Below are 22,049 nucleotides of genomic sequence, written 5' to 3' on the forward strand. Positions count from 1 at the left end.
TTATCGTAATCTTGATATTCTGGATGACCGAGAGAAAGAAGTTGTGGTGGGTAGGTTTGGGCTGGATACAGGTGGAGAAGAGAGGACGCAGCGGGAAATCGCTAAGGAGTTAGGGATCTCGCGGAGTTATGTGTCGCGGATAGAAAAAAGGGCGTTAATGAAGCTGTATCATGAGTTTTATAAGGTGAAGCGGTAGGACTGATGACAATTACACAGTAATAATCCATTAATAATAAAACTTGAAAAGCGACTTGTCTACGGATGAGTCGTTTTTTGTGTGAATAGGGTTCGCCCTACTTATGATACGGTTCATTTCATCGCACTATCTGTAACGGCAAGTTATAAGGCCATCCCTTTCAGGATGGCCCTTCCTGTAAACGTGGTTACTCGAGTACTCTGTCATGTTTAATTGAATTTCTTTTAATTAGTAGTTCCTAGTAATCTGGAAACAATTGTTGCAAACTCTGCTCTAGTAATATCTTTTTCAGGCTTAAATGTACTGTCTGCGTATCCTGTAATAATATTATTGGATGCGAGTGCATCAATGGAATCATAATACCATGCATTTCTTGTGACATCTTTGAATGATGTGTTTCCAGTACCTGTTAGCTTAAAGGCTCGAGTGATTAGTGCCGCTAATTCACCACGACTAATCTTCTCATCTGGACGGAATCTTCCGTCACTATATCCGTTCATCAAACCTGATCCAGCAGCTGCACCAATAAACTTATTCGCCCAATGAGTTGGAGATACATCTATAAAGTTACTTTCTTGTCCTTCAAGTCCCATGTAAGTTGCAATTACTTTAATTGCTTCGGCACGAGTCAAACCTGAATTTGGACGGAATGTTCCATCGGAATAACCCGTCAATAATCCCTTAGCAATTAGTGCGTCAATGCTTGCTTTTGCCCAATGATTCATTGTATCTACAAAACTAACAACTTTCGGCTTATCTGCTGGTGTTATTGTTTCTGCAGGTGCCGTTGTTTCTATAGGCGTTGTTACTGCTGGAGGAGTACCTCCTCCAGTATTTGGATTGGTTGGTCCATTATCTGTGTTTGGGTTAGGATTAGTAGAGTTTGAAACATATTGAAGTGCTGGAGCAAATGTTGTAAGTAGTCTAGCTTGACTTTGTTGCTCAAGAGCGTAGCCCATGCCTAAAATTTTTGCATCATCCCATGCTCTACCAACCAGTTGCATAGAAATAGAATATCCGCTGTCATTCGTTCCTACAGGAACAACTACCGTAGGGAGACCCACATTAGAGGTTAATACGCCCGTGTTACGGTCAGAACTTAATTGAGAAGCTGATGCGTCATTGTTATATACGTCACTAATAAAACCTGCATAAACAACAGCATCAACGCCATTCGCGTCCATCCAGTTTTTAATAACTTCCTTATAGTCGGTTCTATACTTAATGTAATCTTGCACAGCTTGTTCAGTCATACGAGTTGGAGTACTATATCCTCTTTGATTATAGATAAGCACCTTATCTGAAGCTAGTACACTTGCTCCATCAATATAAGGGAAGTCCTTATGAAGCTCAATATAACGTGCCCAACCTTCAGTAGATCCATTAATACCTGAAGGACGACTAGGGCCTGATGGTACAGCTGACATTTCAACCATTGTCGCCCCTGCTGCTTGAAGCTCTGAGAACTTATCCATCACTGCCCGTCCAGTATCATCATCAGCATATGCAGATACAAAGGATGCAGGAATATATCCAATTTTCTTTCCTTTCAATGCATTAGCATCCAGAGATTCCTTCCAATCCACTGGACGCTTATGATCTGCATCAGCAGTGACTGTGAAAATATCTTGTGGGTCCGTACCCGTTGTAGTATTCAATATAATGGCTAGGTCAGTTACTGTTTTAGCAATGGGACCTGCATAATCTTGTCCCCAAGTGAGTGGAAGTACTCCTGTAGTACTTGCCATACCGTCTGTACCCCGGAAGCTTTTTAAGCTAGCGCCTGTAGTTGGTGCATAGAGAGATACCCCTGTTTGCGATCCCATTGCTGCTGCTGCGAAATCAGCTGCAACAGATACTGCAGACCCGCCGCTTGAGCCAAAAGATGTTTTTGATGGATAGAGTGCATTCCATGTTTGCTGCCAGCCGCTCTCACTAAAGCTTCCGCTGTTAGCAAACTCAGAGGTATTTACTTTACCAATAATTACAGCTCCAGCTTCCCGCAGCTTTTTCACTTGGAATGCATCGGAATCAGGCTGCCAGCCTTCAAGAGCTTTACTGCCACCTGTAGTAGGCATATCCTTTGTGTCATAAATATCTTTTATCGCAATTGGAATACCCAATAAATCACCTTTTACACCTTGTGCACGGGCATCGTCAGCAGCTTTTGCTTGGTTAAGCGCAGTTTCAGATACATGCAGGAATGCATGGAATCCCAATTGTCCCTCATCGTATACCTTAATTCTATCTAAATAGGCTTGAGTAATTTGTACAGAAGTAGTTTTACCATTAATCATATCCTTCTGTATTTCTGCAATTGATTTATTCTTAACATCATACGGAGATGAAGTTATTAATTCTTTGGCCGCAGGAGCATTTGGAATATCCAGATGATCTCCAGTATCAAGTCCCTCTATAGCAGATATATCCCAGTTGCTAATTGAACGAATTTGTGCGTTTGTTAATCCTGTTACATCCAGCAGACTATTAAGTCCATCTAGCATAGCAACCAGATTTTTCAACCCTTCTTCACCAGCTTCTCCAACTTGTACATAATTTACTAGGGACTTCGATTCGCCCGGCCCAATATTTAGTGAATTAATGAACCCATAGAAATTCGCTTCATTTCCATACTCAGCTAAGGGTACTGTGAATGGATCCTGTTGCTGATTCCCTAGACCTGTTAATCCATTATCAAACGGTTTTGGAGATCCCACTGCAACGCCTAGCGGCTTATTGTTTCTGGCACTGCTATCTACAACAATCCATGAATCATCTGTAGTTACCTTAAGATCGCCTGAGTAGGTTGCCTTAACTACTGAAGCATTTGTTGTTGTACCATATCCTAAAGAGCCACCGAATGATACATCAACTTTTATAGCGACATCATTTTTATTAGTGAATGTATCAAAGAATCTCGTTCGATTATGAATAGTATCCACATACACCTCACGTGTTACAGTTACATTTCCTAGATTTACAGATTGAGCCGAAGTAAACTTATTAACGCCATCGTATTTCAAGTCAAACCCACGCATCATTTGACCATTCATAAGTGGAGCTGAAGGCGAGGACACTTTAACAAAGATATTGCCGAAACCTTGTACTTGTGTAGCACCAATTGTACGTAAACTTCCTGTGTCTAAGCTAGGAGCAAAAACATCGTGAATCTCCCATACTGTGCCACTTTCTGAAGTAACTCTAGTTAAAGCGTCAGCTGTTTGAAACGGAATTACACTCGTAGCAATAACAGATAACACAATTGAAGTAGCTATAAATTGCTTTTTACTCCAATTTTTTTTTGCTGGTGAATATTCAGATCGGGTGGAACCAGAATGATCTCTTTTAGTTTCACGTAGACGTATGAACTTATACATGTGCGTAATCTCCTTTTCCTTTATGTATTTTATTATTTAATGTTAGGAAATATAACACTAGTATTTGTTTGAGTCAATAAATATTATGAATTTAATATATTTTGAGTTTGAAAAAAGGAAAAAAGGCTTTTTTAATTATTATGTGTAATGTATATGTAAACTATAATATTGAATAGATAACTCTATATGATAGGTTTTAAGGGGCCGCAGGCTATTAAGTATCATCATCCGGTGCATCATCAAAAACCTTGAATTTCACGAGTTCAAAAAGAAGAGGAACAGCTAATAATTAACAGAGAATATTATGTTTTTTATTTCATGAAAGTGGAAGATTTCTATATGGGAGAATGGCATAAAGCAGAATCACTGATAATTCCAGATGCACTAGCCCGCAAGATCAATAATGGGCATCCTGAAAAGAGTAAAGTATCTGCTGGGAAAGAAGCCATAAGAAAGGTAATGAAATTACGCTTATCGACATCCTCGGCTCTGAAGCTGATGATGTTATTAAAGAGGTCGATCTTAAGATTGAGAATATCAAGATTTATCGAAATCTTGATATTCTGGATGACAGAGAGAAAGAAGTTGTGGTGTGTAGGTTTGGGCTGGATACAGGCGGGGAAGAGAGGACGCAGCGTGGAATTGCTAAGGAGCTGGGGATCTCGCGGAGTTGTGTATCACGGATTGAGAAAAGGGCGCTGATGAAGCTTTATCATGAGTTTTATAAGGCGAAGCGGTAGGGTCTTAGATAATAACTAAAGATTCACAATAGAGTGTTTTAAAAGCAACTTGCCAACAGGAGAGTTGCTTTTTTGTAGTTGGGTTAAATGAACATAAAAAAACATATTCAGAAAATTATCTATTTAACTGCTGAGGGTGGGGGTCAAACCCGTACGGTGCTCACGAACCGTAAGATTTTAAGTTCTGCGCTTCTACCAACTGCAATTCACCGTGATCCCGATCCGTTTGGTGGTCGGATCAGCCTCCGTTGCCTTCCGGTGGTAGACGCCGGAAGGCAACGGAGGCTGCCCTGGTAACACCGTATAGTTTCCGTTCCTTCGTCGCAACGGACAATTGGCCGTGGCACACATAGAGCAGCTCAAAATCTTTTAGCCTCCTTCTCGGGAACAAGCGAGGCGCGACCGTCTGGAACTGCGTTTAATGGATGGAGGGAGTCCACTCCTGGAAGAGGAATCGCTTGCGGACCGGGTGTTGGAGAGGGTGGGGAATAACAGGATAGATCCCTTACATAGAATTAGATGGAATACCGGAATCGTGCAAAAAGTAACTTTCTTAGCTAAATAAAACTATCCATCATTCTTATATAATAAAGGTAACAAGGTATCATAACAAGACGAAAGCTATTCTGTAGTAATCCGGTATTATACAAATGTAAGTGCTCACCCATGAAGATTAGATGCTGTAGGGAGACTTCGGCTTCTCCCAACAAGAGCTTGGATCAACACAAAATAACCTCCGCGAGTGAGAAGGATAGGATGGATGCATCATGAAAAGGTACGGGGCGGTCGTGATAGGCTGTGGTTATATGGGCTCTCTCCACTTGGACGCGATATCACAACAGGAGCGGGTCCGGTTGATCGGCGTGGCGGATTGGAACCGGGACAGGGCCTCCTTAGTGGCAAGCCAATACGGAGCCAAGTGTTGGAGCACGGATTACCGGACATTGATCGAGCGTGACGATGTGGATCTGGTCATTATCGCCACGTACCCGTCCTCCCATCTGGAGATCGCAAAAGATTGTCTCGCTGCAGGGAAGCATATCCTATGCGAGAAGCCGATGGCGGGCAATGCACGGGAAACGCAGGAATTCATGAAGCTGGCCGGTGGAGCCAAAACCAAGGTGCTGATTGGTCACATCCTTCGCCATAACACCACGTACCAGGCGGTAATGAAGATGATCCGGGAGGGCGCCATCGGCTTCCCCTTGGTCATTCGGTTATCCCAATTGAAGCCCTCCAAAAATTGGGCTTCCCACTTGTCCCTGCTCCGAGACGTCTCGCCGATCGTAGATTGCGGCGTCCATTATATCGATGTGATGCGTTGGGCTACAGGGGCGGACGTGATAAGCGTCAACGGGATCGGGCAGCGTCTTTATGAAGAAGTCCCGCCGTACACTTACAATTATGGGCTCATGACCCTCCGTTTGTCGGACGGCTCCATAGGCTACTTTGAGACGGGGTGGGGCAAGGGGCTTCCGACTGATAACCGGAAGGAATTCATCGGACCCGCAGGCCGGATCCGCATCATCTACAAGAACGATCGACCGCGAGAGGAACAGTATCTGGGAAATCTGGTCGAGGTCGAAGACCATCGGAAAGGAACGGTCCGGCAGATCAATATGGACTTCTCCGTGAAGCCTACGGGTGCCCAACTGGACTATTTCCTGTCCATGCTGGAGAACAACTTACCCGCTATACCGGCAATGGAGGATGCCTACCGGGCGATGGAGGTCGCACTTCTGGCCGATCGGGCGATCCATGAAGGAATTACGTTACCATGTGCGAAATAAGGGTGGACTGACATGGTTATGGTAACAGGGGATGACCCGGTGCAAGGTGTACACCTGCTGAAGGGCTATATCGTCCCCACCCATGTGAAGGACGGCATCCGACATCAGCCGGTCGATCCAAGGGATGTGTGTGTACGGTGCCCCATGGGAGAGGGGAAAGTGGGGGATTCGCCCGAGATGGCGGTCTCCTTCATCCGCCAATACAGGTAACGGTAGACGGCCGCGCGAAATCTCGGGTCTAAATAATCAAGTTAATTAATAGGGTTGTTTTGGTGTGTTAACCCCAGTGGGATTCCGAACAGAAGGGAATGAAACATGGAAAGGAAATTGGAAACCTTAGTAATTTCCCGTCTGACAAATCAGACGGATGTTTCAGATACAGAAGAAGTCCAGATCATCAAGCAATATCAATGGCTTAAAGGGTATAACCCGGTCGTTACAGCAAGATTAAATTACAGTCAGGAGGATCTGGAACTTCAGTTTAAGGTTTACGAAAAGAATCCAATACGAACATACAGAAACTTAAATGATCCCGTGTATAAGGATAGCTGCATCGAGTTCTTTTTTCAGCCTACTCCGGATTCGGACCAACGCTATATGAATTTCGAATTTAATGCGAATGGCACAATTCTCTTGCAGATAGGAGCGGATCGGTATGATCGCTTCCCAATCACTATTAATCCGGCACTTTTCCATGTCCTAACCACTACCGATCAAATCAATGATAAAGGAGAAGTATATTGGGAATTAAGCTTTTCGATCTCATGGGCTTGGGTACAATCTTATTTTTCAGACTTTCGGGCAGTGCCGGGAAAAAGGATGAGAGGAAACTTTTACAAGTGCGGCGACGATACGACCTATCCGCATTTTGGAACATGGAGCAGAGTTCATTCGAACAAACCAGAATTTCATAGAAGCTGTGATTTTGGGATTCTGTACTTAGAGTAACTGCGAAATGCAGCGTCAATGAATAACTTTCGAAGCGGCATATACGGAGTTGGAGGTTTTTTATCGTTTTTAGGAAAATTTCTAATGGAAACAAGATTGTTATTATGTCAAATTATACATAAGTTTAGGATGACGGCAATAGCAGGGATTTTGTAATGTTCGATTATTTTTATGGAACACTAGTCCAGATATCTTTAAAATACAGTGTGCCGCAAAAGTGGACAGCTTTGTGCTTTTGTTACGGTAGCTCTTGATAACTTTTATAAGCCCAATGGTGCAAATGTAATCAAATCCTTTATGTCTTCTCCGGTGATATAGAATTTTTTGGTTGTGGACACGATATGATGTCAATCTGAAGTCATTTTCAGATGTATCTCTACACGATCCTATTGGGACAGGTTATATTTTGACAGTTTTTATGAACGGAGTTTGAAAATTAATTTAGCATGAACCAGTCATGGTTGCTGTTGAATCACCTAAATAGAAGAAGAGAACGTTATATAAGAATTATATCTATCGTGAAATAGCGGAAAGATGGACGATTTTATAGATAAACCCCGAAAGAGCCTTGGAACTATAAAGGCTCTTTTTTGTACCATTGGTTGACATGATAAACGAAAAGAAAGTATGATATTTTAAATCGTAATAATTACGAATAAAGGGGCTGTAGAAGATGATGGATATTCGTGAACCCTTTGAGATCAAAATTAACAGATTTAATCGAGGTGAGTAATGATGGATTCATTCACTGTAAACAGGCTGAAGGCCATTCTAAACGGATATATTGATCAAAAAGTGCCTGGAGATTTACGGTTATCCGTCAGAATAAGTTATCGTATGGAGCACAACCAAATTACATTGATAGAGGAACGGCCTGAATGGCATGACCGAAAGTGGCTGGGGACTGATTTTGCCCAATTCCGCTGGGAAAATGATAAGTGGAGGGTCTATTCAAAAAAAGAAAATAACGAATGGTCACAAGCAGACTCTATAGTTCCTCATGTGGACTTCGAACGGCAATTAGAGCAGGTTGAACTGGATTCAGAAAGGATCTTTTGGATTTCTTGAAAAATAATTATTTTTAAAGGAGCTTCAATAAATAATGACCAAAAGCAGCGCCAATCAACGTCTGCCAAGAGCAAAAGGAATAGATATGGGAACCTATTATACACCCAAAGAATGTGCCAAAAAGGTTAGACATCTCGTCTTGCCCGATATGAATCAAAAGATTGTCGATGAATTTATTACAATCTTAGGAATGAGGGGAGTATTTGAAGAACATCAAGTTCCAATTCCCAATAAAGTGGTTATGTATGGTCCACCAGGCACAGGGAAAACACTGACGGCATTTTATATGGCTCAAATGCTGGAGCTTCCACTTATCCTAGTTCGATTGGATGCAATGATTCACAGCCATTTGGGTGAGACTGGAAGCAATATCCGGAAAATATTCGAGTACGCGAAAGCATCTCCTTGTGTTCTATTCCTTGATGAGTTTGATGCCATTGCAAGAACACGGGAGAGTAATGACGAGGTTAAAGAAATGGCTCGTGCGGTGAATACACTACTGCAATGTCTCGATGATTTTGGTGATAATAGCATTTTTGTAGCAGCGACGAACCTGGAAAATGAATTGGATAGGGCTATTTGGAGAAGGTTTGATACAAAAATGATTTATTCTATCCCTGATGAATCAAGCAGGTATCAATATATCGAACTGTTAATCAATGGCTTTGAGGGAGAAGCTGGGTTGACGGAAGAGGCATGCGAGCGTCTTTCCGGCTGCAGTTTTGCTGATATTGAGCAAATTGTTCTGAAAGCGAAACGCAAGGCGATTATAGAGCGTTGTCCGCTAAAACGGGAGCATATTGTTCTTTCTTATGAAGAATACAATCCTTCCATAACTTAATGTTTTCAACGGTGGCATGTGTTTTCAAAGAGGAACTTGTTAATCGCGATATAATAGAGGATCTGACCTATGTATAAAAATCCGTGCATGCAGTGTGCGGATTTATTTGTGTGCTTGGTTCATGCAATTACTATTTAATTTTGATTTACTAACTATTTAAAAGTTATTAAAGTAATGATTGACATTTCAGATAGTAATAATTACTATTAAGCTCAGTTGATTTATTAGTAATCATTACGATTAAAGTGAATATAAGGGGGTTATTCATTCTTATATGACTTGTGTTAGCAGACTATCAAACTATGGAGGTATGTTGTGAAAGACAATCAAAAGAAATTTCTAAAATGGAAGACCTTATCGTATGTAACCTTGGTATTGTCAGCACTTTTATTGCTGGCTGGATGTACAAATGGATCAAAGGAATCAAATAATTCCTCCGAACTAGAGAAATTTACAACTCTTAAAGAAGATTTAGTACTTGCTGTAGGAATTATGGATGGTGGACAGTTTGATCCCAAGAAGGGCTGGGGGATGACACAGATCCGTCTAACTCATAGCTCGCTATTAGCTATTGACTCAGATCTTAACTTTATTGGGGATCTTGCACAATCCTATACCATCAGCGAGGATGCGTTAACATGGACTTTCCCGCTTCGTGAAGACGCTAAATTCTCCAACAGTGAGCAAGTGACTCCGGAAGATGTCAAATTTACATATGAGATGCTCAAGGAGGATGGGATTAAATTCGATCTGTCCTTTGTTAAAACAATTGATATTCTGGAAAATAACACCATCGCAATTACTCTTGACGAGCCACGCTCCACATTTGTTAGTCAGCTCACAGAAATTGGAATCGTCCCTAAAGCTCACTATGATGAGAACTATTCTCGAAATCCAATTGGCTCTGGACCGTATAAGGTAGTTCAATACAATGAAGGACAGCAAGTTATTATGGAGTACAATCCCTATTGGTATGGTGCAGAGCCCCAGTTCAAAAAGTTGACATTCCTTCTTCTTGCCGAGGATGCGGCTCTTGCAGCTGCAAAGGCGGGAGAAGCCGACATTGTGTATGTGCCGCCCACATTCGCAGAGCAAAAGGTTGAGGGAATGACGCTTCGAACTTACGAGAGTATCGATTCACGCGGTATTATGCTGCCGGCAGTGCCTAGCGGTGGGAAAGGGTTGACCAACGGTAAAGAAGTAGAAGTGGGCAACGATGTAACTTCAGATCTTGCAATCCGTCAGGCACTTAATATTGGACTAGACCGTCAGAAGCTGCTGGATGTAGCTCTAGATGGACACGGTAAAAAAGCATATTCCCTAGCGGATGGTTTACCTTGGTTTAACGAAGAAACCGTGATTGAGGATGGCAATATTGCAGCAGCTGCGAAAATCCTCGAAGATGGTGGCTGGGCGGATAAGAATAAGGATGGCATTCTGGAAAAAGACGGCCGCAATGCAGAGTTTAACATGTACTTTAGCTCTAATGATCAGCTCCGCAGCGATCTTTCCCTTGCCGTAGCAGACCAAGCAAGCACCTTCGGAATCAAAATTAATCTTCTAGGAGTTACATGGGATGATATTTATCTAAAAGGAAAGACAGCAGCGGTGGCATGGGGAGGCGGAAGGCATCACCCTTATCAACTGTATACGATGAATTCCTCTGAGCAGATCGATAAAGGGATCGGCAATATGTCTAACTATCATAATCCTAAAGTCGATGAATATTTAACACTAGCGCTTACTTCTTCTTCACTGGAAGAGGCTAATAAATATTGGAAGCTTGCCCAATGGGATGGAGAAACAGGCTTCAGTGGTATCGGAGATGCTCCGATTGTTTGGCTGGTGCGGGTGGACCACCTGTACTTGGCTAATACGAAGCTGGATCTGGGTAAGCAGCCTATTCATTCGCACGGTCATGAGTGGGCATTGTTTGGAAATGTAACGGAGTGGACATGGACCAATTGATTATATAAGGAAAGAGACTTCTGAGGGCTATCTATTTCAGAAAGCTCTCTTTTCTGTGCAGGAAGGGGAGTTCTTGTGGCAAAAAGCATCGTTATTCGATTGATTCGAGTGATAACCCTGCTGGTTGGCTTATCTATTCTTACTTTTTCTCTTATCCATTTATCTCCCATGGATCCGGTCAACGCATATATAGGGGGAGATAGCGCAGCGTCACCACAACAAATCGAGAAAATTAAAGAATATTGGGGTGTGGATAAAAGTTTAGTGGAACAATATGTTTCCTGGGCAAAAGCATTACTGCAAGGCAACTTTGGAACTTCAAAGCTGTACCGTAGCCCGGTTATTGAGATTATTCAAAGCCGCTTTATTTCATCGCTTGCATTAATGGGAACAGCATGGGTTCTATCAGGTGTGATTGGTTATGTCCTTGGAATGACTGCAGCTATGAACCGAGGAAAACCAATAGATAAAATTATTAAATGGTACAGTTACACGCTTGTCTCAACCCCCATATTTTGGATGGGACTAATCCTTCTAATTGTCTTTGCTGTTTGGCTTCACTGGTTCCCTGTAGGTTTGTCGGCGCCGGCCGGTATGATGGAGAGTGACGTAAAGTTTGTTGATCGAGTTCATCATTTTATATTACCGGCTCTGACCTTAAGCATACTCGGGGTGGCTAATATAGCGATGCATACTCGAGAGAAAATGATTGATATTTTGAATACGGAGTATGTCATTTTTGCAAAGGCAAGGGGCGAAAGCAAGTGGCAAATCTTCAAGAATCATGGGGTGCGAAATTCAATTCTTCCAGCTGTCTCTCTGCAATTCGCCTATTTCGGCGAGCTTTTCGGAGGTTCTATGCTAGCAGAGCAGGTGTTTTCTTATCCGGGATTAGGTAGCACACTAACCACAGCAGGGTTAAAGGGGGATCTACCCTTAATGGTTGGCATTATTCTGATTAGTTCTTTGTTCGTCTTTGCAGGAAATTTGATTGCCGATCTTTTAAATAAAATTGTAGATCCGCGTATGAGGGGGGAGGCCTAAAATGCAGGTCATACAAGAAGGAATGAATGAACGTAAAAAAATGATTGTACTGCTTGCGTTATCTTCCGGGTTTCTATTAATGATTTTGATCCTCAGCTTTATACTCAGCAATGATAATCTGCGTCTCAATGCTGCTACCAAAAATCTTACACCTAGTTTGGATTATCTATTTGGCACGGACTGGCTCGGTCGAGATATGTTCACCCGTACCATGAAGGGATTGCGGTTGTCACTGGCTGTAGGAGCCTTAGCTTCTTTCCTTAGTGTAATTATTGCAACCATGATGGGGATATGCGCGGCAACCTTTGGCCGAACAGTGGATAGTATCATCTCCTGGCTTATCGATTTGTTTATCGGTATGCCTCATCTCGTGTTCATGGTATTGATCTGCTTTATTGTAGGTGGCGGAATATATGGCATTGTACTTGGTGTTTCGCTGACTCATTGGACTGCATTGGCAAGGGTCGTGCGCTCTGAAGTGCTACAAATAAAAGGGGCCGAATACATTCAAATCTCTAAGAGCTACGGTAAGTCCGCATGGTATATCACTAGAAAGCATATCCTTCCCTCTATTTTTCCTCAAATAATGATTGGTTTTTTACTGATGTTTCCGCATGTGATTTTGCATGAAGCTGCGTTAACTTTCTTGGGGTTTGGGCTTTCTCCGCAAACTCCCGCTATAGGTATTATACTTTCTGAAGCGATGAACCATATTTCTACCGGAAAGTGGTGGCTGGTGGTATTTCCGGGATTGCTTCTAGTGATAGTGGTTAAAAGCTTTGACAGTATCGGCGAAAAGATTCGTATTTTAATGGAGCCTTCCAGCTCCAATGAATAGAGGGGTGAGTGATGAGTAAAGTGAAAAATCCGTTATTACGGGTAGAAAACTTATCCATTGGTTTCTCTCAATATTATAAGGGCACACAAAAACGTGTAATCCATCCAATAGTTGAGCTGCATGTAGATATCAACGAAGGAGAAATTGTAGCAGTGGTAGGTGCCAGCGGTTCAGGGAAAAGTCTGTTGGCACACGCTATACTAGGGATTTTGCCCGGGAATGCAACCAGCAGCGGAACAATCTTATACAAGGGAGAAGAATTGACGCAAAAGAGAAAAGAACAGCTCAGAGGTCGGGGGATCTCCTTCATTCCACAATCCGTTAATTATCTGGATCCCCTTATGCGTGTTGGACGGCAAGTACAGATTGGCTTGGATCAGGCCACTGCTCAGGCCAAACAAGAGGAGCTATTTGAACGATATGATTTGAAAAAGAGCGACGGAAAGTTATTTCCCTTTGAGTTATCCGGTGGAATGCTTCGCCGGGTGATGTTTGCTACAAGTGTACGAGAGGGTGTCAAGCTGGTCATTGCCGATGAACCAACACCCGGAATTCATCCGCAAGCGCTCACCGAAATATTAAAACAGCTCAAGCAATTCGCCAAAGAAGGCGCAGGAGTTATGCTGATTACTCATGATATTATGTCTGCGTTAGAAATTGCTGATCGAGTTGCTGTTCTCAAGGATGGAACTACTGTGGAGATTGCTGAGGCTGCAGCATTTGAAGGAAGTGGAGAACGTTTGAAGATGGAATACACTAGAAGGTTGTGGCGAGCCTTACCGCAAAATGATTTTGACTTGGAATTTAAGGAACAGGCGGTGAGAAGTTATGTGTCTGATGGGAGTGAATCTAAGTCACTATTATCAAAAGGAACGTTGGATTTTTAAAGATGTCAACATTACGGTAGCTCCTGGTGAGGTTCTTGGTCTATCAGGATATAGTGGATGCGGGAAAACGACGCTAGCCAGGATTTTAGGCGGGTATATCTCCCCGCGTAAAGGACAAGTAACGTTAGAGGATAAAGCTGTGAAAAGTCAGGCATTTCGACCGGTACAATTAATATACCAACATCCGGAGAAGGCGATTAATCCTAAGTGGCGTATGCGGGACGTTCTGGCCGAATCCTATACACCCTCCCAGGAAATTCTGGATGCTTTCGAAATACGGGAGGAGTGGCTGAATCGTTGGCCGGTGGAGCTGTCCGGAGGGGAGAAACAGCGCTTCTGCATTGTCCGTGCTCTGAATCCGGCGACCAAATTCATCATAGCTGATGAGATGACGACGATGCTGGATGCCATTACACAGGCACAAATTTGGAATTCGTTTCTCCGAATCTGTAAAAGTAGAGACATCGGTGTGATTGTAGTCAGCCATGAGAACAGTCTTTTGAATCGATTATGCGATAAGATTTATAAAGTGGGGGAGTAATGAATGCACAAAAGAATATGTATACTATCATTTATTTTAGTTTTCTCTCTGCTGTCAGCATGTTCAAGCAGTAAGGGAGGAGAGAACCGGAAAGCTGAGAGGGTATCCAATGATGAATTAGTATTTGCGAGTACAAAGGATATCCGTGATATTAATCCGCACTTATACGCTGGTGAAATGCCTGCACAAAATATTGTTTTTGAATCACTTGTTATTAATACCCCAGAGGGTGTGAAGCCGGGACTTGCCGAGAGCTGGGAAATTTCCGAAGAGGGTACCTTATACACGTTCCATTTACGAACAGGAGTTACTTTTACCGATGGTGAACCGTTTAACGCTGAATCTGTGAAAATAAACATTGATTCAGTTGTTGGAAATATTGAAAAGAACTCATGGCTGAATCTTGTAGCAGAAATTAAAGATACGACAGTCATAGATGAGAATACCTTCCAGCTCACCTTAAAGAATCCCTATTATCCAACCTTGGAGGAATTGGGTTTGACGCGTCCGTTTCGGTTTATTTCCCCTAAGAGCTTCATCGGTGGAACTACAGCGAATGGAGTTAAAGGCTATGCAGGTACTGGGCCCTACGTCTTAACAGAGCATAAGCAGGATCAATATGCTATCTTCACATTAAATGAGAACTATTGGGGAGAAAAACCTCGGATAAAAACAATTAAATGGAGAGTAATGCCAAATCATCAGACCATTCTTCTCGCACTTGAAAAAGGAGAAGTAGACTTACTTTTTGGCTCCGACGGAGATATGGTGGACAGCGACTCTTTCAAGTCATTGATGGATCAGGATAAGTATAGTACTGTCATCAGTCATCCTGTAGGATCCCGTGCGATTGTAATCAATACGAACCGGTCTGTCACTAAAGATCCTAAGATTCGCGAAGCATTTATGTATGCCATTCATAAGGAAGTTATAGCTGACGGTATTATGAACGGTACAGAAAAAGTAGCGGATACATTACTTTCTCCTTCTGTACCCTATGCAAACGCAGGTTTAAAGGGAGTAAGCTACAATGAGGAGAAGGCATCTGCTTTATTAATTGAAGAGGGTTGGATGCTCCAATCTGATGGGTATCGGTACAAAGATGGCAAGAAGTTAGAACTGACTATTTATTATAATTCCGATAATGCGCAAGAACGAACTATAAGTGAATCCATGCAGAATGATTTGAAACAGATTGGGGTGGAATTACATATTGTAGGGGAAGAAAAACAAGCTTATTTCGACCGTCAAAAAACTGGTGAATTCGACCTGATGTACTCCCTTTCTTGGGGATTGCCTTATGATCCGCAGACCTATGTTTCTTCTTGGCGAGTGCCCTCGCACGCCGATTATCAAGCCCAACTTGGGCTGGAGAAAAAAGAATGGCTTGATAAGACGATTACCGATCTGATGATTGAGCAGAACGAAGAAATACGTAAAGAAATGTACAAAGAAATTCTGACTTATATCCATAATGAGAATGTCTATATCCCATTAACCTATTCGGTTACCAAAGCTGTTCATCTTAAAGCTTTACAGGGCGTTGGGTTCAATGTATCCCAATATGAGATTCCTTTTGAAAAAATGTATTTCGAAGCACAATAAACAAACAGGTATCCTCGCTGTTCATGCTTCAGTGCTCTGAAGCATGGGGCGGGGATTTTTATATCTAAGGAAAGAAATGGGAGGATGGAGTTGAATAGGTACCTATTAAAACGGCTAGCAGCGATCATTCCTATCTTGATAGGAATATCTTTTATGGCCTTCGTTCTGATAAATCTGCGGACCAGTGATCCTGCTGAAATTGCCCTTCGAGTTAATCAGGTTACACCAACACAAGAAATGGTTGAAGCGATGAGAATTACATTGGGATTAGATAAACCATTTTTTGTGCGTTATATACATTGGCTCAGTAACAGTATTCAAGGAGATTTCGGGATTAGTAATGTGACACACCAATCAGTTGGCGATCAGCTTGCATTGGCGCTACCAGCTACTTTCAAGCTTTCAGGTGTCGCGTTGGCCATTATTTTGTGCGTAAGTATGGTAATCGGTGTGCTCAGTGCTATTTATGAAGGAAGCTGGCTCGACAGGTTGATGCGCGTCTTTGTTTTCCTCTCAGCGGCAATGCCCAGCTTCTGGATAGGCATTCTGCTTATTTGGTTATTCTCTGTTAAACTCAATTGGTTTCCTACCAGTGGTATGGAAGAAACAAGTTCTGTAGTACTACCGGCAGTAACGCTCTCTTTAGTGTTCATTTCTACTTATGTTCGATTGATACGAAATAACATGATAAAGAATAAAAAGGAGAATTTTGTTCTATATGCCAGAGTAAGAGGACTTAAGAATAGCAAGATTATAGTTAAAGTATTTCGAAATTCCTTACAGCTATCTGTTACAGCTCTAGGAATGTCGATCCCAAAGCTTATCGCGGGAACAGTCATTGTGGAGAATATCTTTGCATGGCCGGGAATTGGTCGCTTATGTGTATCTGCAATATTCAATTCTGATTTCCCGATGATTCAAGCATATATTTTGATCATGGGTAGCTTGTTTGTCCTTTGTAATCTGCTGGTGGATATACTCAATTCAGCTTTAGATCCCCGATTGAGAAGGGAAGGATAGTATGGCTGTTTGGAAACGTCTGATTACGGATAGAATGGCAGTGCTCTTTATGGGACTTATTGGTAGTATCATCATTGCAGGGATAGCCGCCCCTTGGCTGGCACCTCATGACCCTACCGCAATGAATATTTTACACAAGTACGCGGGGTTCAGCCCTGATTATCCACTAGGAACAGATCAGCTAGGACGTTGTATTTTATCCAGACTCCTTTATGGAATTCGGACAACTATTCTATATGCATTAATTACTACTATCATTACCATTGCCATTGGTACGATTCTGGGAATCATATCAGGATATTTTCGAGGTAAAGTAGATGAGCTCCTTATGAGAATCTGCGATATAATGCTCTCTTTTCCGGCTGAAGTTATGATCCTCGCCATTGTAGGCGTACTCGGACCAGGCTTACTGAATGTTGTTATTGCAAATATAGTCGCGAAATGGGCTTGGTATACACGGATGATTAGATCGGTCGTTATTGAATATACAGATAAAAATTATATAAGATTTGCCAAGGTTTCCGGTTGCAGTACAGGGCATATCATGCGAAAACACTTACTGCCGGGCGTTTCAGGAGAAGTGGCTGTATTTGCGACTTTAGATACCGGCTGGGTTATTTTGAATATCTCTGCTCTGTCTTTCCTTGGTTTAGGTGTGCAGGCCCCCATTCCTGAGTGGGGAATGATGTTAAACGACGCGAAGAATGTGATGATTACGCATCCAACCCATATGTTAGCACCAGGTTTTGCGATCTTAATTATGGTAGTTGCGTTCAATTACTTGGGAGACAGTCTACATTCCGCAATGAACCCCAAAGCGCATCTTCTAAAGAAAGGGAAAGGACGTCGTCTAAATGTCTTTACTAGAAATAAAAAGGCTCTCGGTTCATGAGGCAGATACGGATAGATCCCTTGTTCGGGAACTCAGTTTTACTCTAAGAAAAAACACATGTTTAGCCATTGTGGGAGAAAGCGGGAGTGGTAAGTCACTGACTGCCAAGGCGATACTTGGTCTTATACCTCCTTGGCTGGAGGTTACTGGAGAGGTCATTTACAATGAAAGAAATTTATTGCAGGAGAAAGACTCGGTTCTTCGGAGAATACGAGGCCAGAAAATCTGTATGATCCTGCAAGATGCGATGACAGCATTCAATCCTCTGGAATCCATAGGTAAACAGATGATAGAGACCTTTCGTGAGAATCTTGAAGTTACGAAGCGGGAAGCACAAATTATAGCCGAGACTGCTTTGCATCGTGTACACCTTCATAACCCAAAAGAGGTATTGAAGAAGTATCCTCATCAGCTATCAGGTGGGATGCTGCAAAGAGTGATGATTTCGATAACAATTATGATGGAGCCAGATATTATTATTGCAGATGAACCGACTACAGCCCTCGATTCTATTAATCAGCGTGCGGTAGCAGAACAGTTTAGGCTGCTACGGGAGACCATGGGAACATCAATTATTTTTATCTCACATGATTTAGGTGTTGTTCAATATTTGGCGGATGATTTAATTGTGATGCGTAATGGTGAATGTGTTGAAGCGGGCCATGCCTCTGAGATATTCTCAAATCCACAGCATGAATTCACACAGTTTTTGATTAGAACCCGGATTAATCTCGCTGCTCCTTTTCAGAAATCGATGGAAGAGAGAGTGATATAATGTTTGTCGAAGTTAACAAGCTATCTAAAAGCTATCCAAAGGCTGGAGGATGGTTTAGAAAAGAAAGATTAGAAATTCTAAATGATATCCAATTTTCGATCAGAAAAGGAGAATGTTTAGGATTAATTGGAGAAAGCGGAAGCGGAAAAAGTACGTTGAGTCGGATAATTCTCGGATTAGATAAGCCGAGTAAAGGGGAGGTGAAGATTGAGGGAATTCCAGTTTCCAGTTGGAGTAAGCGTAATAAAGGGAAAATGAGTGTGGTATTTCAGGATTATACCACATCGGTAAACCCTCAATTCACTGTCCGGAACATCATATCTGAACCGTTGATTATTTTGGGAGATACTAAAGATCTTGATGATCATATTACCACCCTTTTGTATAAGGTAGGACTCTCGCAAGCGATGCTGGACAAGTATCCCCATGAGCTAAGCGGTGGACAACTGCAGCGGGTGTGTATTGCGCGTGCGATCTCAACAAATCCGGAACTTGTTGTTCTTGATGAAGCTATTAGCTCACTAGATGTTTCAGTTCAGGCTCAGATTCTAGAATTGCTTCTTTCACTTCAACAAGAGATGAACATGACCTATCTGTTTGTTACCCATGATCTTCAAGCCGTGGCAAATCTGTGCGACCGTGTTCTTTTTCTTTACCATGGAGAGATTGTTGAAGAGCTTGATAGTTGTAAGCTTTTTGACGCTAAAAATGAATATGCCAAAAGGTTGTTGGATTCGGTGATGCCATTTCATACTTGATCATGCTTCCCGACCAGATCATTCACATCCATAAAGATAACCATCAAATCATAGTAAATATGATATAATGACGACGTTGTTGCATTTTAATATGAAAAATAGGATGGACAATATGAGAGGATATTTTCATAACGTCGATAAAAAACGATTGATGATTATGGTTATCGGCAATGTATTTCTGGGCATGGGAATCAGTATTTTTAAGCTGTCCGGCATGGGGAATGATCCCTTCAGCGGCATGGTTATGGCACTTGCAGAAAACACCGGTATGACATTTGCGAATTTTCTAATCTTATTGAATCTGGTATTGTTTGTAATCGAATTCATAACAGGACGAAAGTTTATTGGCGCCGGAACTTTCGTGAACGCAATTCTTCTTGGTTACATAGCTACTTTCTTTCATAGTACTTGGCTATCTCTGTTCGGCGAACCTCAATTGATATGGCAGCAGGTGGTCATCGTAGCGATTGGCGTGGTGGTATGCAGTTTTGGGGTATCTCTGTATCAGTCATCGGAGGTAGGCGTTGCTCCCTACGATAGCTTGTCCCTGATTATGAGGGATAACTTCCCGAAAGTATCTTATTTTTGGCACCGGATGTTCACGGATTCTTTTTGTGCTTTGATTTGCTTCTTGGCAGGAGGCATTATAGGCTTAGGAACTTTGGTATCCGCATTGGGTCTGGGACCTATTGTTCATTTTTTTAATGTGAATTTTACGGAGAAACTTCTGGCAAAAAGGCGTACCAACTAAAAAGTTTACGAATGGTGAAAGGCGGGGCAGATCAATCTGTCCCGCCTTTACTGTAATTTGAAGGTCCATTTCTAATGAGCGGCGGATGAAATTTTTATTTTATTATTTTTATGAACATCTTCTGTACCGCTATCCAAGGCGGACTTGTAGTAGAAGCATTTATGTTCTATGACTTCCATCGTTTTTTTTAATTCTTCCATCTGTGCTTCTACGGATGCTTTCCGCTCCAAGAACATGTCATATCTTTGCTGTAAGGTGGAATCTCCCTCTGAGCACCACTCAATGAAATGTTTTATTTCTTTAATTGGCATCCCGGATGACTTCAGGCATTCAATTACTTTTAAAGCGTCCATATCGGATTGTTTAAATATACGTTTACCGCCGGAGGTTCTTTCTATAGAAGGGAAAAGACCTTCCTTGTCATAGTATCGCAGGGTATGTGGTGTCATATTAAAGGATTCTGCAACTTCACTTATGGAGTATGTTTTCATCATCTATCTCCAATCTCAAATATATTTTATGCTTGACTTAGAGTTAACTTTAAGTAATAACATATGTTTTGTAAAGCTGACGTTATAGATTTTAATATAATCTAGAAGAGAGGTTTCACTATGATAAAAGTTAATGCACGCGCTACATTCAGTCAAGAAGGTCCATTCAAGCTAACCACAATCGAACGCCGAGATCTGCAGCCGCATGATGTTCTTATTGAGATTAAATACGCTGGCATCTGCCACTCGGATATTCATACTGCCCGCGGGGAGTGGGGGCCGGTCAACTATCCACTCGTTCCGGGACATGAGATCGCCGGAATTGTCAGCCAGATCGGTTCTGAAGTCACAAAGTACTCAGTAGGCGACCGGGTAGGAGTAGGTTGTATGGTTGACTCCTGTGGAGAGTGCAGTAATTGCCATAAAGGTGAGGAGCAGTATTGCCTGAGTGGAAATACGGGCACCTATGGAGCTATCGACCGGTACGGGCAGTATACGCAAGGCGGATATTCCACCCATATTGTCGTAACCGAGGATTTTGTAGTTCGGATCCCTGACAGTATTCCGCTTGACGCCGCTGCGCCGCTTCTGTGTGCAGGAATCACCACCTATTCACCACTACGTCATTGGGGAGCTGCTCCTGGCAAAAAAGTAGCTGTGGTGGGTCTTGGCGGACTTGGACACATGGCTGTGAAGATCGCTCATGCCATGGGGGCAGAGGTTACTGTTTTATCACAGTCATTGAAGAAGAAGGAAGATGGATTGAAATTAGGGGCGGATCATTATTATGCCACAAGTAATCCGGAGACATTTAAGCAGCTTGCCGGTTCATTCGATCTTATCGTGAATACAGTAAGCGCGCAGATTAATATCGATGCCTATCTTTCGCTTCTGGCGCTGGACGGCACATTAGTCAATGTCGGTGCACCCGCTGATCCATTAGCAGTTAACGTGTTTTCGTTGATCGGCCACCGCCGTTCGTTTGCCGGATCGATGATTGGCGGAATCCGTGAAACGCAGGAAATGCTTGATTTCTGCGCTGAACATAATATTGCATCTGAAATCGAGGTCATTTCTGCTGACCGGATTGATGAAGCCTGGGAGCGTGTACTTGCTTCAGATGTCCGTTACCGGTTTGTCATCGACATCAGCACGATGGGGAACGAATAAGGATTTCCTCTTTGTTTAAATCGGTTCGCGTCCAGAACCTCTGAGAATTCGATAATACCTGAGAAGATATGGAGGATCTGATCTCCATTGGCACAATCGGGAAGGACAAAAATGTAGAGATTCTCAACAAAGTATTTAAAAAGCAACTTGCCAACAGGGGGGTTGCTTTTTTGTTAAGCTTTTTATAGCTGAAGATATAGAGCCGACACGGATTAGAAAATCGTAAGATATGAAAGACAGGAGCCGCAGCCACTCTTGCTGCAGGATTTCAGCAATAATCCTTTATGAGATAGAAACAATCCTTTTAGCGGTAGCCGCTAGTCAATATGTCTTATAGACTTGTTAATGT

At 42.4% G+C, this 22,049-nt stretch carries 20 protein-coding genes and 2 pseudogenes; 20 read left to right on the top strand and 2 right to left on the bottom strand.

Going from position 1 to position 22,049, the window contains the following annotated elements; genetic code table 11:
* Window positions 1-196, top strand: a 196-nt coding sequence (locus CA598_RS23850; RefSeq protein ID WP_143812447.1) for a sigma-70 family RNA polymerase sigma factor, incomplete at its 5' end; no start/stop codon positions are given.
* A gap of 224 nt (window positions 197-420) precedes the next feature.
* On the opposite strand, the gene CA598_RS23855 is transcribed toward CA598_RS23850, so the two are convergent.
* On the bottom strand, window positions 421-3,573 hold the full coding sequence (locus CA598_RS23855; protein ID WP_094878126.1) for an amidase family protein: 3,153 nt from the start codon (window positions 3,571-3,573) through the stop codon (window positions 421-423).
* A 449-nt stretch (window positions 3,574-4,022) separates the two neighbouring features.
* On the opposite strand from CA598_RS23855, the pseudogene CA598_RS23860 reads away from it, so the two are divergent.
* From CA598_RS23860 to CA598_RS23945, 18 genes and pseudogenes are all read left to right on the top strand, one after another.
* Window positions 4,023-4,313 (top strand): annotated as a pseudogene (locus CA598_RS23860) (sigma-70 family RNA polymerase sigma factor); the annotation flags it as partial.
* An 87-nt stretch (window positions 4,314-4,400) separates the two neighbouring features.
* Complete coding sequence (locus CA598_RS23865; protein ID WP_094878127.1) at window positions 4,401-4,610, top strand: hypothetical protein; 210 nt, start codon at window positions 4,401-4,403, stop codon at window positions 4,608-4,610.
* Between the two features lie 509 nt (window positions 4,611-5,119).
* The gene (locus tag CA598_RS23870) at window positions 5,120-6,103 is read left to right on the top strand and encodes a Gfo/Idh/MocA family protein (RefSeq protein ID WP_256990622.1); all 984 of its coding nucleotides are present in this window, start codon (window positions 5,120-5,122) and stop codon (window positions 6,101-6,103) included.
* A gap of 9 nt (window positions 6,104-6,112) precedes the next feature.
* A pseudogene (locus tag CA598_RS33085) lies at window positions 6,113-6,313 on the top strand (sugar phosphate isomerase/epimerase); the annotation flags it as partial.
* 105 nt (window positions 6,314-6,418) lie between these two features.
* Window positions 6,419-7,051: a carbohydrate-binding family 9-like protein gene (locus tag CA598_RS23880; RefSeq protein ID WP_094878129.1), complete on the top strand. Its 633-nt coding sequence runs from the start codon at window positions 6,419-6,421 to the stop codon at window positions 7,049-7,051.
* 732 nt (window positions 7,052-7,783) lie between these two features.
* Complete coding sequence (locus CA598_RS23885; RefSeq protein WP_256990621.1) at window positions 7,784-8,119, top strand: DUF3024 domain-containing protein; 336 nt, start codon at window positions 7,784-7,786, stop codon at window positions 8,117-8,119.
* A gap of 34 nt (window positions 8,120-8,153) precedes the next feature.
* The gene (locus CA598_RS23890; RefSeq protein ID WP_094878131.1) at window positions 8,154-8,960 is read left to right on the top strand and encodes an AAA family ATPase; all 807 of its coding nucleotides are present in this window, start codon (window positions 8,154-8,156) and stop codon (window positions 8,958-8,960) included.
* A 315-nt stretch (window positions 8,961-9,275) separates the two neighbouring features.
* Window positions 9,276-10,928 carry an ABC transporter substrate-binding protein gene (locus tag CA598_RS23895; RefSeq protein WP_094878132.1) on the top strand — a complete coding sequence of 551 codons (1,653 nt, stop codon included), beginning with the start codon at window positions 9,276-9,278 and terminating at the stop codon, window positions 10,926-10,928.
* Between the two features lie 75 nt (window positions 10,929-11,003).
* Entirely contained in the window at window positions 11,004-11,972 is a 969-nt protein-coding gene (locus tag CA598_RS23900; protein WP_094878133.1) for an ABC transporter permease, read from the top strand.
* Between the two features lies 1 nt (window position 11,973).
* Window positions 11,974-12,810, top strand: a complete 837-nt coding sequence (locus tag CA598_RS23905) for an ABC transporter permease (RefSeq protein ID WP_094878134.1) — start codon at window positions 11,974-11,976, stop codon at window positions 12,808-12,810.
* An 11-nt stretch (window positions 12,811-12,821) separates the two neighbouring features.
* On the top strand, window positions 12,822-13,697 hold the full coding sequence (locus CA598_RS23910) for an ATP-binding cassette domain-containing protein (protein WP_094878135.1): 876 nt from the start codon (window positions 12,822-12,824) through the stop codon (window positions 13,695-13,697).
* Window positions 13,648-14,238: an ABC transporter ATP-binding protein gene (locus tag CA598_RS23915; protein WP_306440484.1), complete on the top strand. Its 591-nt coding sequence runs from the start codon at window positions 13,648-13,650 to the stop codon at window positions 14,236-14,238. Before CA598_RS23910 ends, CA598_RS23915 begins: the two co-directional genes overlap by 50 nt.
* A 3-nt stretch (window positions 14,239-14,241) precedes the next feature.
* Window positions 14,242-15,843 carry a nickel ABC transporter substrate-binding protein gene (gene nikA, locus CA598_RS23920; RefSeq protein ID WP_094878137.1) on the top strand — a complete coding sequence of 534 codons (1,602 nt, stop codon included), beginning with the start codon at window positions 14,242-14,244 and terminating at the stop codon, window positions 15,841-15,843.
* Between the two features lie 84 nt (window positions 15,844-15,927).
* Window positions 15,928-16,863: a nickel/cobalt ABC transporter permease gene (opp1B, locus tag CA598_RS23925; RefSeq protein WP_306440485.1), complete on the top strand. Its 936-nt coding sequence runs from the start codon at window positions 15,928-15,930 to the stop codon at window positions 16,861-16,863.
* Window position 16,864: 1 nt separating this feature from the next.
* Window positions 16,865-17,755, top strand: coding sequence for a nickel/cobalt ABC transporter permease (gene opp1C / locus CA598_RS23930; RefSeq protein WP_094878148.1), 891 nt, complete (start codon window positions 16,865-16,867; stop codon window positions 17,753-17,755).
* Window positions 17,718-18,530, top strand: a complete 813-nt coding sequence (locus CA598_RS23935) for an ABC transporter ATP-binding protein (RefSeq protein ID WP_094878138.1) — start codon at window positions 17,718-17,720, stop codon at window positions 18,528-18,530. Before opp1C ends, CA598_RS23935 begins: the two co-directional genes overlap by 38 nt.
* Window positions 18,530-19,288, top strand: coding sequence for an ABC transporter ATP-binding protein (locus CA598_RS23940; protein ID WP_094878139.1), 759 nt, complete (start codon window positions 18,530-18,532; stop codon window positions 19,286-19,288). Before CA598_RS23935 ends, CA598_RS23940 begins: the two co-directional genes overlap by 1 nt.
* 112 nt (window positions 19,289-19,400) lie before the next feature.
* Entirely contained in the window at window positions 19,401-20,039 is a 639-nt protein-coding gene (locus CA598_RS23945) for a YczE/YyaS/YitT family protein (protein ID WP_094878140.1), read from the top strand.
* Window positions 20,040-20,110: 71 nt separating this feature from the next.
* Here the strand turns inward: CA598_RS23945 and CA598_RS23950 are convergent, their stop codons facing one another.
* Window positions 20,111-20,530 (bottom strand): MerR family transcriptional regulator, encoded by a 420-nt coding sequence (locus tag CA598_RS23950; protein ID WP_094878141.1) that lies wholly within the window; start codon window positions 20,528-20,530, stop codon window positions 20,111-20,113.
* 120 nt (window positions 20,531-20,650) lie between these two features.
* On the opposite strand from CA598_RS23950, the gene CA598_RS23955 reads away from it, so the two are divergent.
* On the top strand, window positions 20,651-21,700 hold the full coding sequence (locus CA598_RS23955) for an NAD(P)-dependent alcohol dehydrogenase (protein ID WP_094878142.1): 1,050 nt from the start codon (window positions 20,651-20,653) through the stop codon (window positions 21,698-21,700).
* Window positions 21,701-22,049: the final 349 nt, after the last annotated feature.

Source organism: Paenibacillus sp. VTT E-133291 (assembly GCF_002264395.1).
GTDB classification, from domain to species: domain Bacteria; phylum Bacillota; class Bacilli; order Paenibacillales; family Paenibacillaceae; genus Paenibacillus_AQ; species Paenibacillus_AQ nitricinens.

Bases quoted from the DNA above. Each gene is read 5' to 3' on its own strand.
- CA598_RS23855 (WP_094878126.1), bottom strand. From the start codon at position 3,573: ATGTATAAGTTCATACGTCTACGTGAAACTAAAAGAGATCATTCTGGT.
- CA598_RS23865 (WP_094878127.1), top strand. From the start codon at position 4,401: ATGAACATAAAAAAACATATTCAGAAAATTATCTATTTAACTGCTGAG.
- CA598_RS23870 (WP_256990622.1), top strand. From the start codon at position 5,120: ATGGGCTCTCTCCACTTGGACGCGATATCACAACAGGAGCGGGTCCGG.
- CA598_RS23880 (WP_094878129.1), top strand. From the start codon at position 6,419: ATGGAAAGGAAATTGGAAACCTTAGTAATTTCCCGTCTGACAAATCAG.
- CA598_RS23885 (WP_256990621.1), top strand. From the start codon at position 7,784: ATGATGGATTCATTCACTGTAAACAGGCTGAAGGCCATTCTAAACGGA.
- CA598_RS23890 (WP_094878131.1), top strand. From the start codon at position 8,154: ATGACCAAAAGCAGCGCCAATCAACGTCTGCCAAGAGCAAAAGGAATA.
- CA598_RS23905 (WP_094878134.1), top strand. From the start codon at position 11,974: ATGCAGGTCATACAAGAAGGAATGAATGAACGTAAAAAAATGATTGTA.
- CA598_RS23910 (WP_094878135.1), top strand. From the start codon at position 12,822: ATGAGTAAAGTGAAAAATCCGTTATTACGGGTAGAAAACTTATCCATT.
- CA598_RS23915 (WP_306440484.1), top strand. From the start codon at position 13,648: ATGGGAGTGAATCTAAGTCACTATTATCAAAAGGAACGTTGGATTTTT.
- nikA (WP_094878137.1), top strand. From the start codon at position 14,242: ATGCACAAAAGAATATGTATACTATCATTTATTTTAGTTTTCTCTCTG.
- opp1B (WP_306440485.1), top strand. From the start codon at position 15,928: ATGGAGTTGAATAGGTACCTATTAAAACGGCTAGCAGCGATCATTCCT.
- opp1C (WP_094878148.1), top strand. From the start codon at position 16,865: ATGGCTGTTTGGAAACGTCTGATTACGGATAGAATGGCAGTGCTCTTT.
- CA598_RS23935 (WP_094878138.1), top strand. From the start codon at position 17,718: ATGTCTTTACTAGAAATAAAAAGGCTCTCGGTTCATGAGGCAGATACG.
- CA598_RS23940 (WP_094878139.1), top strand. From the start codon at position 18,530: ATGTTTGTCGAAGTTAACAAGCTATCTAAAAGCTATCCAAAGGCTGGA.
- CA598_RS23945 (WP_094878140.1), top strand. From the start codon at position 19,401: ATGAGAGGATATTTTCATAACGTCGATAAAAAACGATTGATGATTATG.
- CA598_RS23950 (WP_094878141.1), bottom strand. From the start codon at position 20,530: ATGAAAACATACTCCATAAGTGAAGTTGCAGAATCCTTTAATATGACA.
- CA598_RS23955 (WP_094878142.1), top strand. From the start codon at position 20,651: ATGATAAAAGTTAATGCACGCGCTACATTCAGTCAAGAAGGTCCATTC.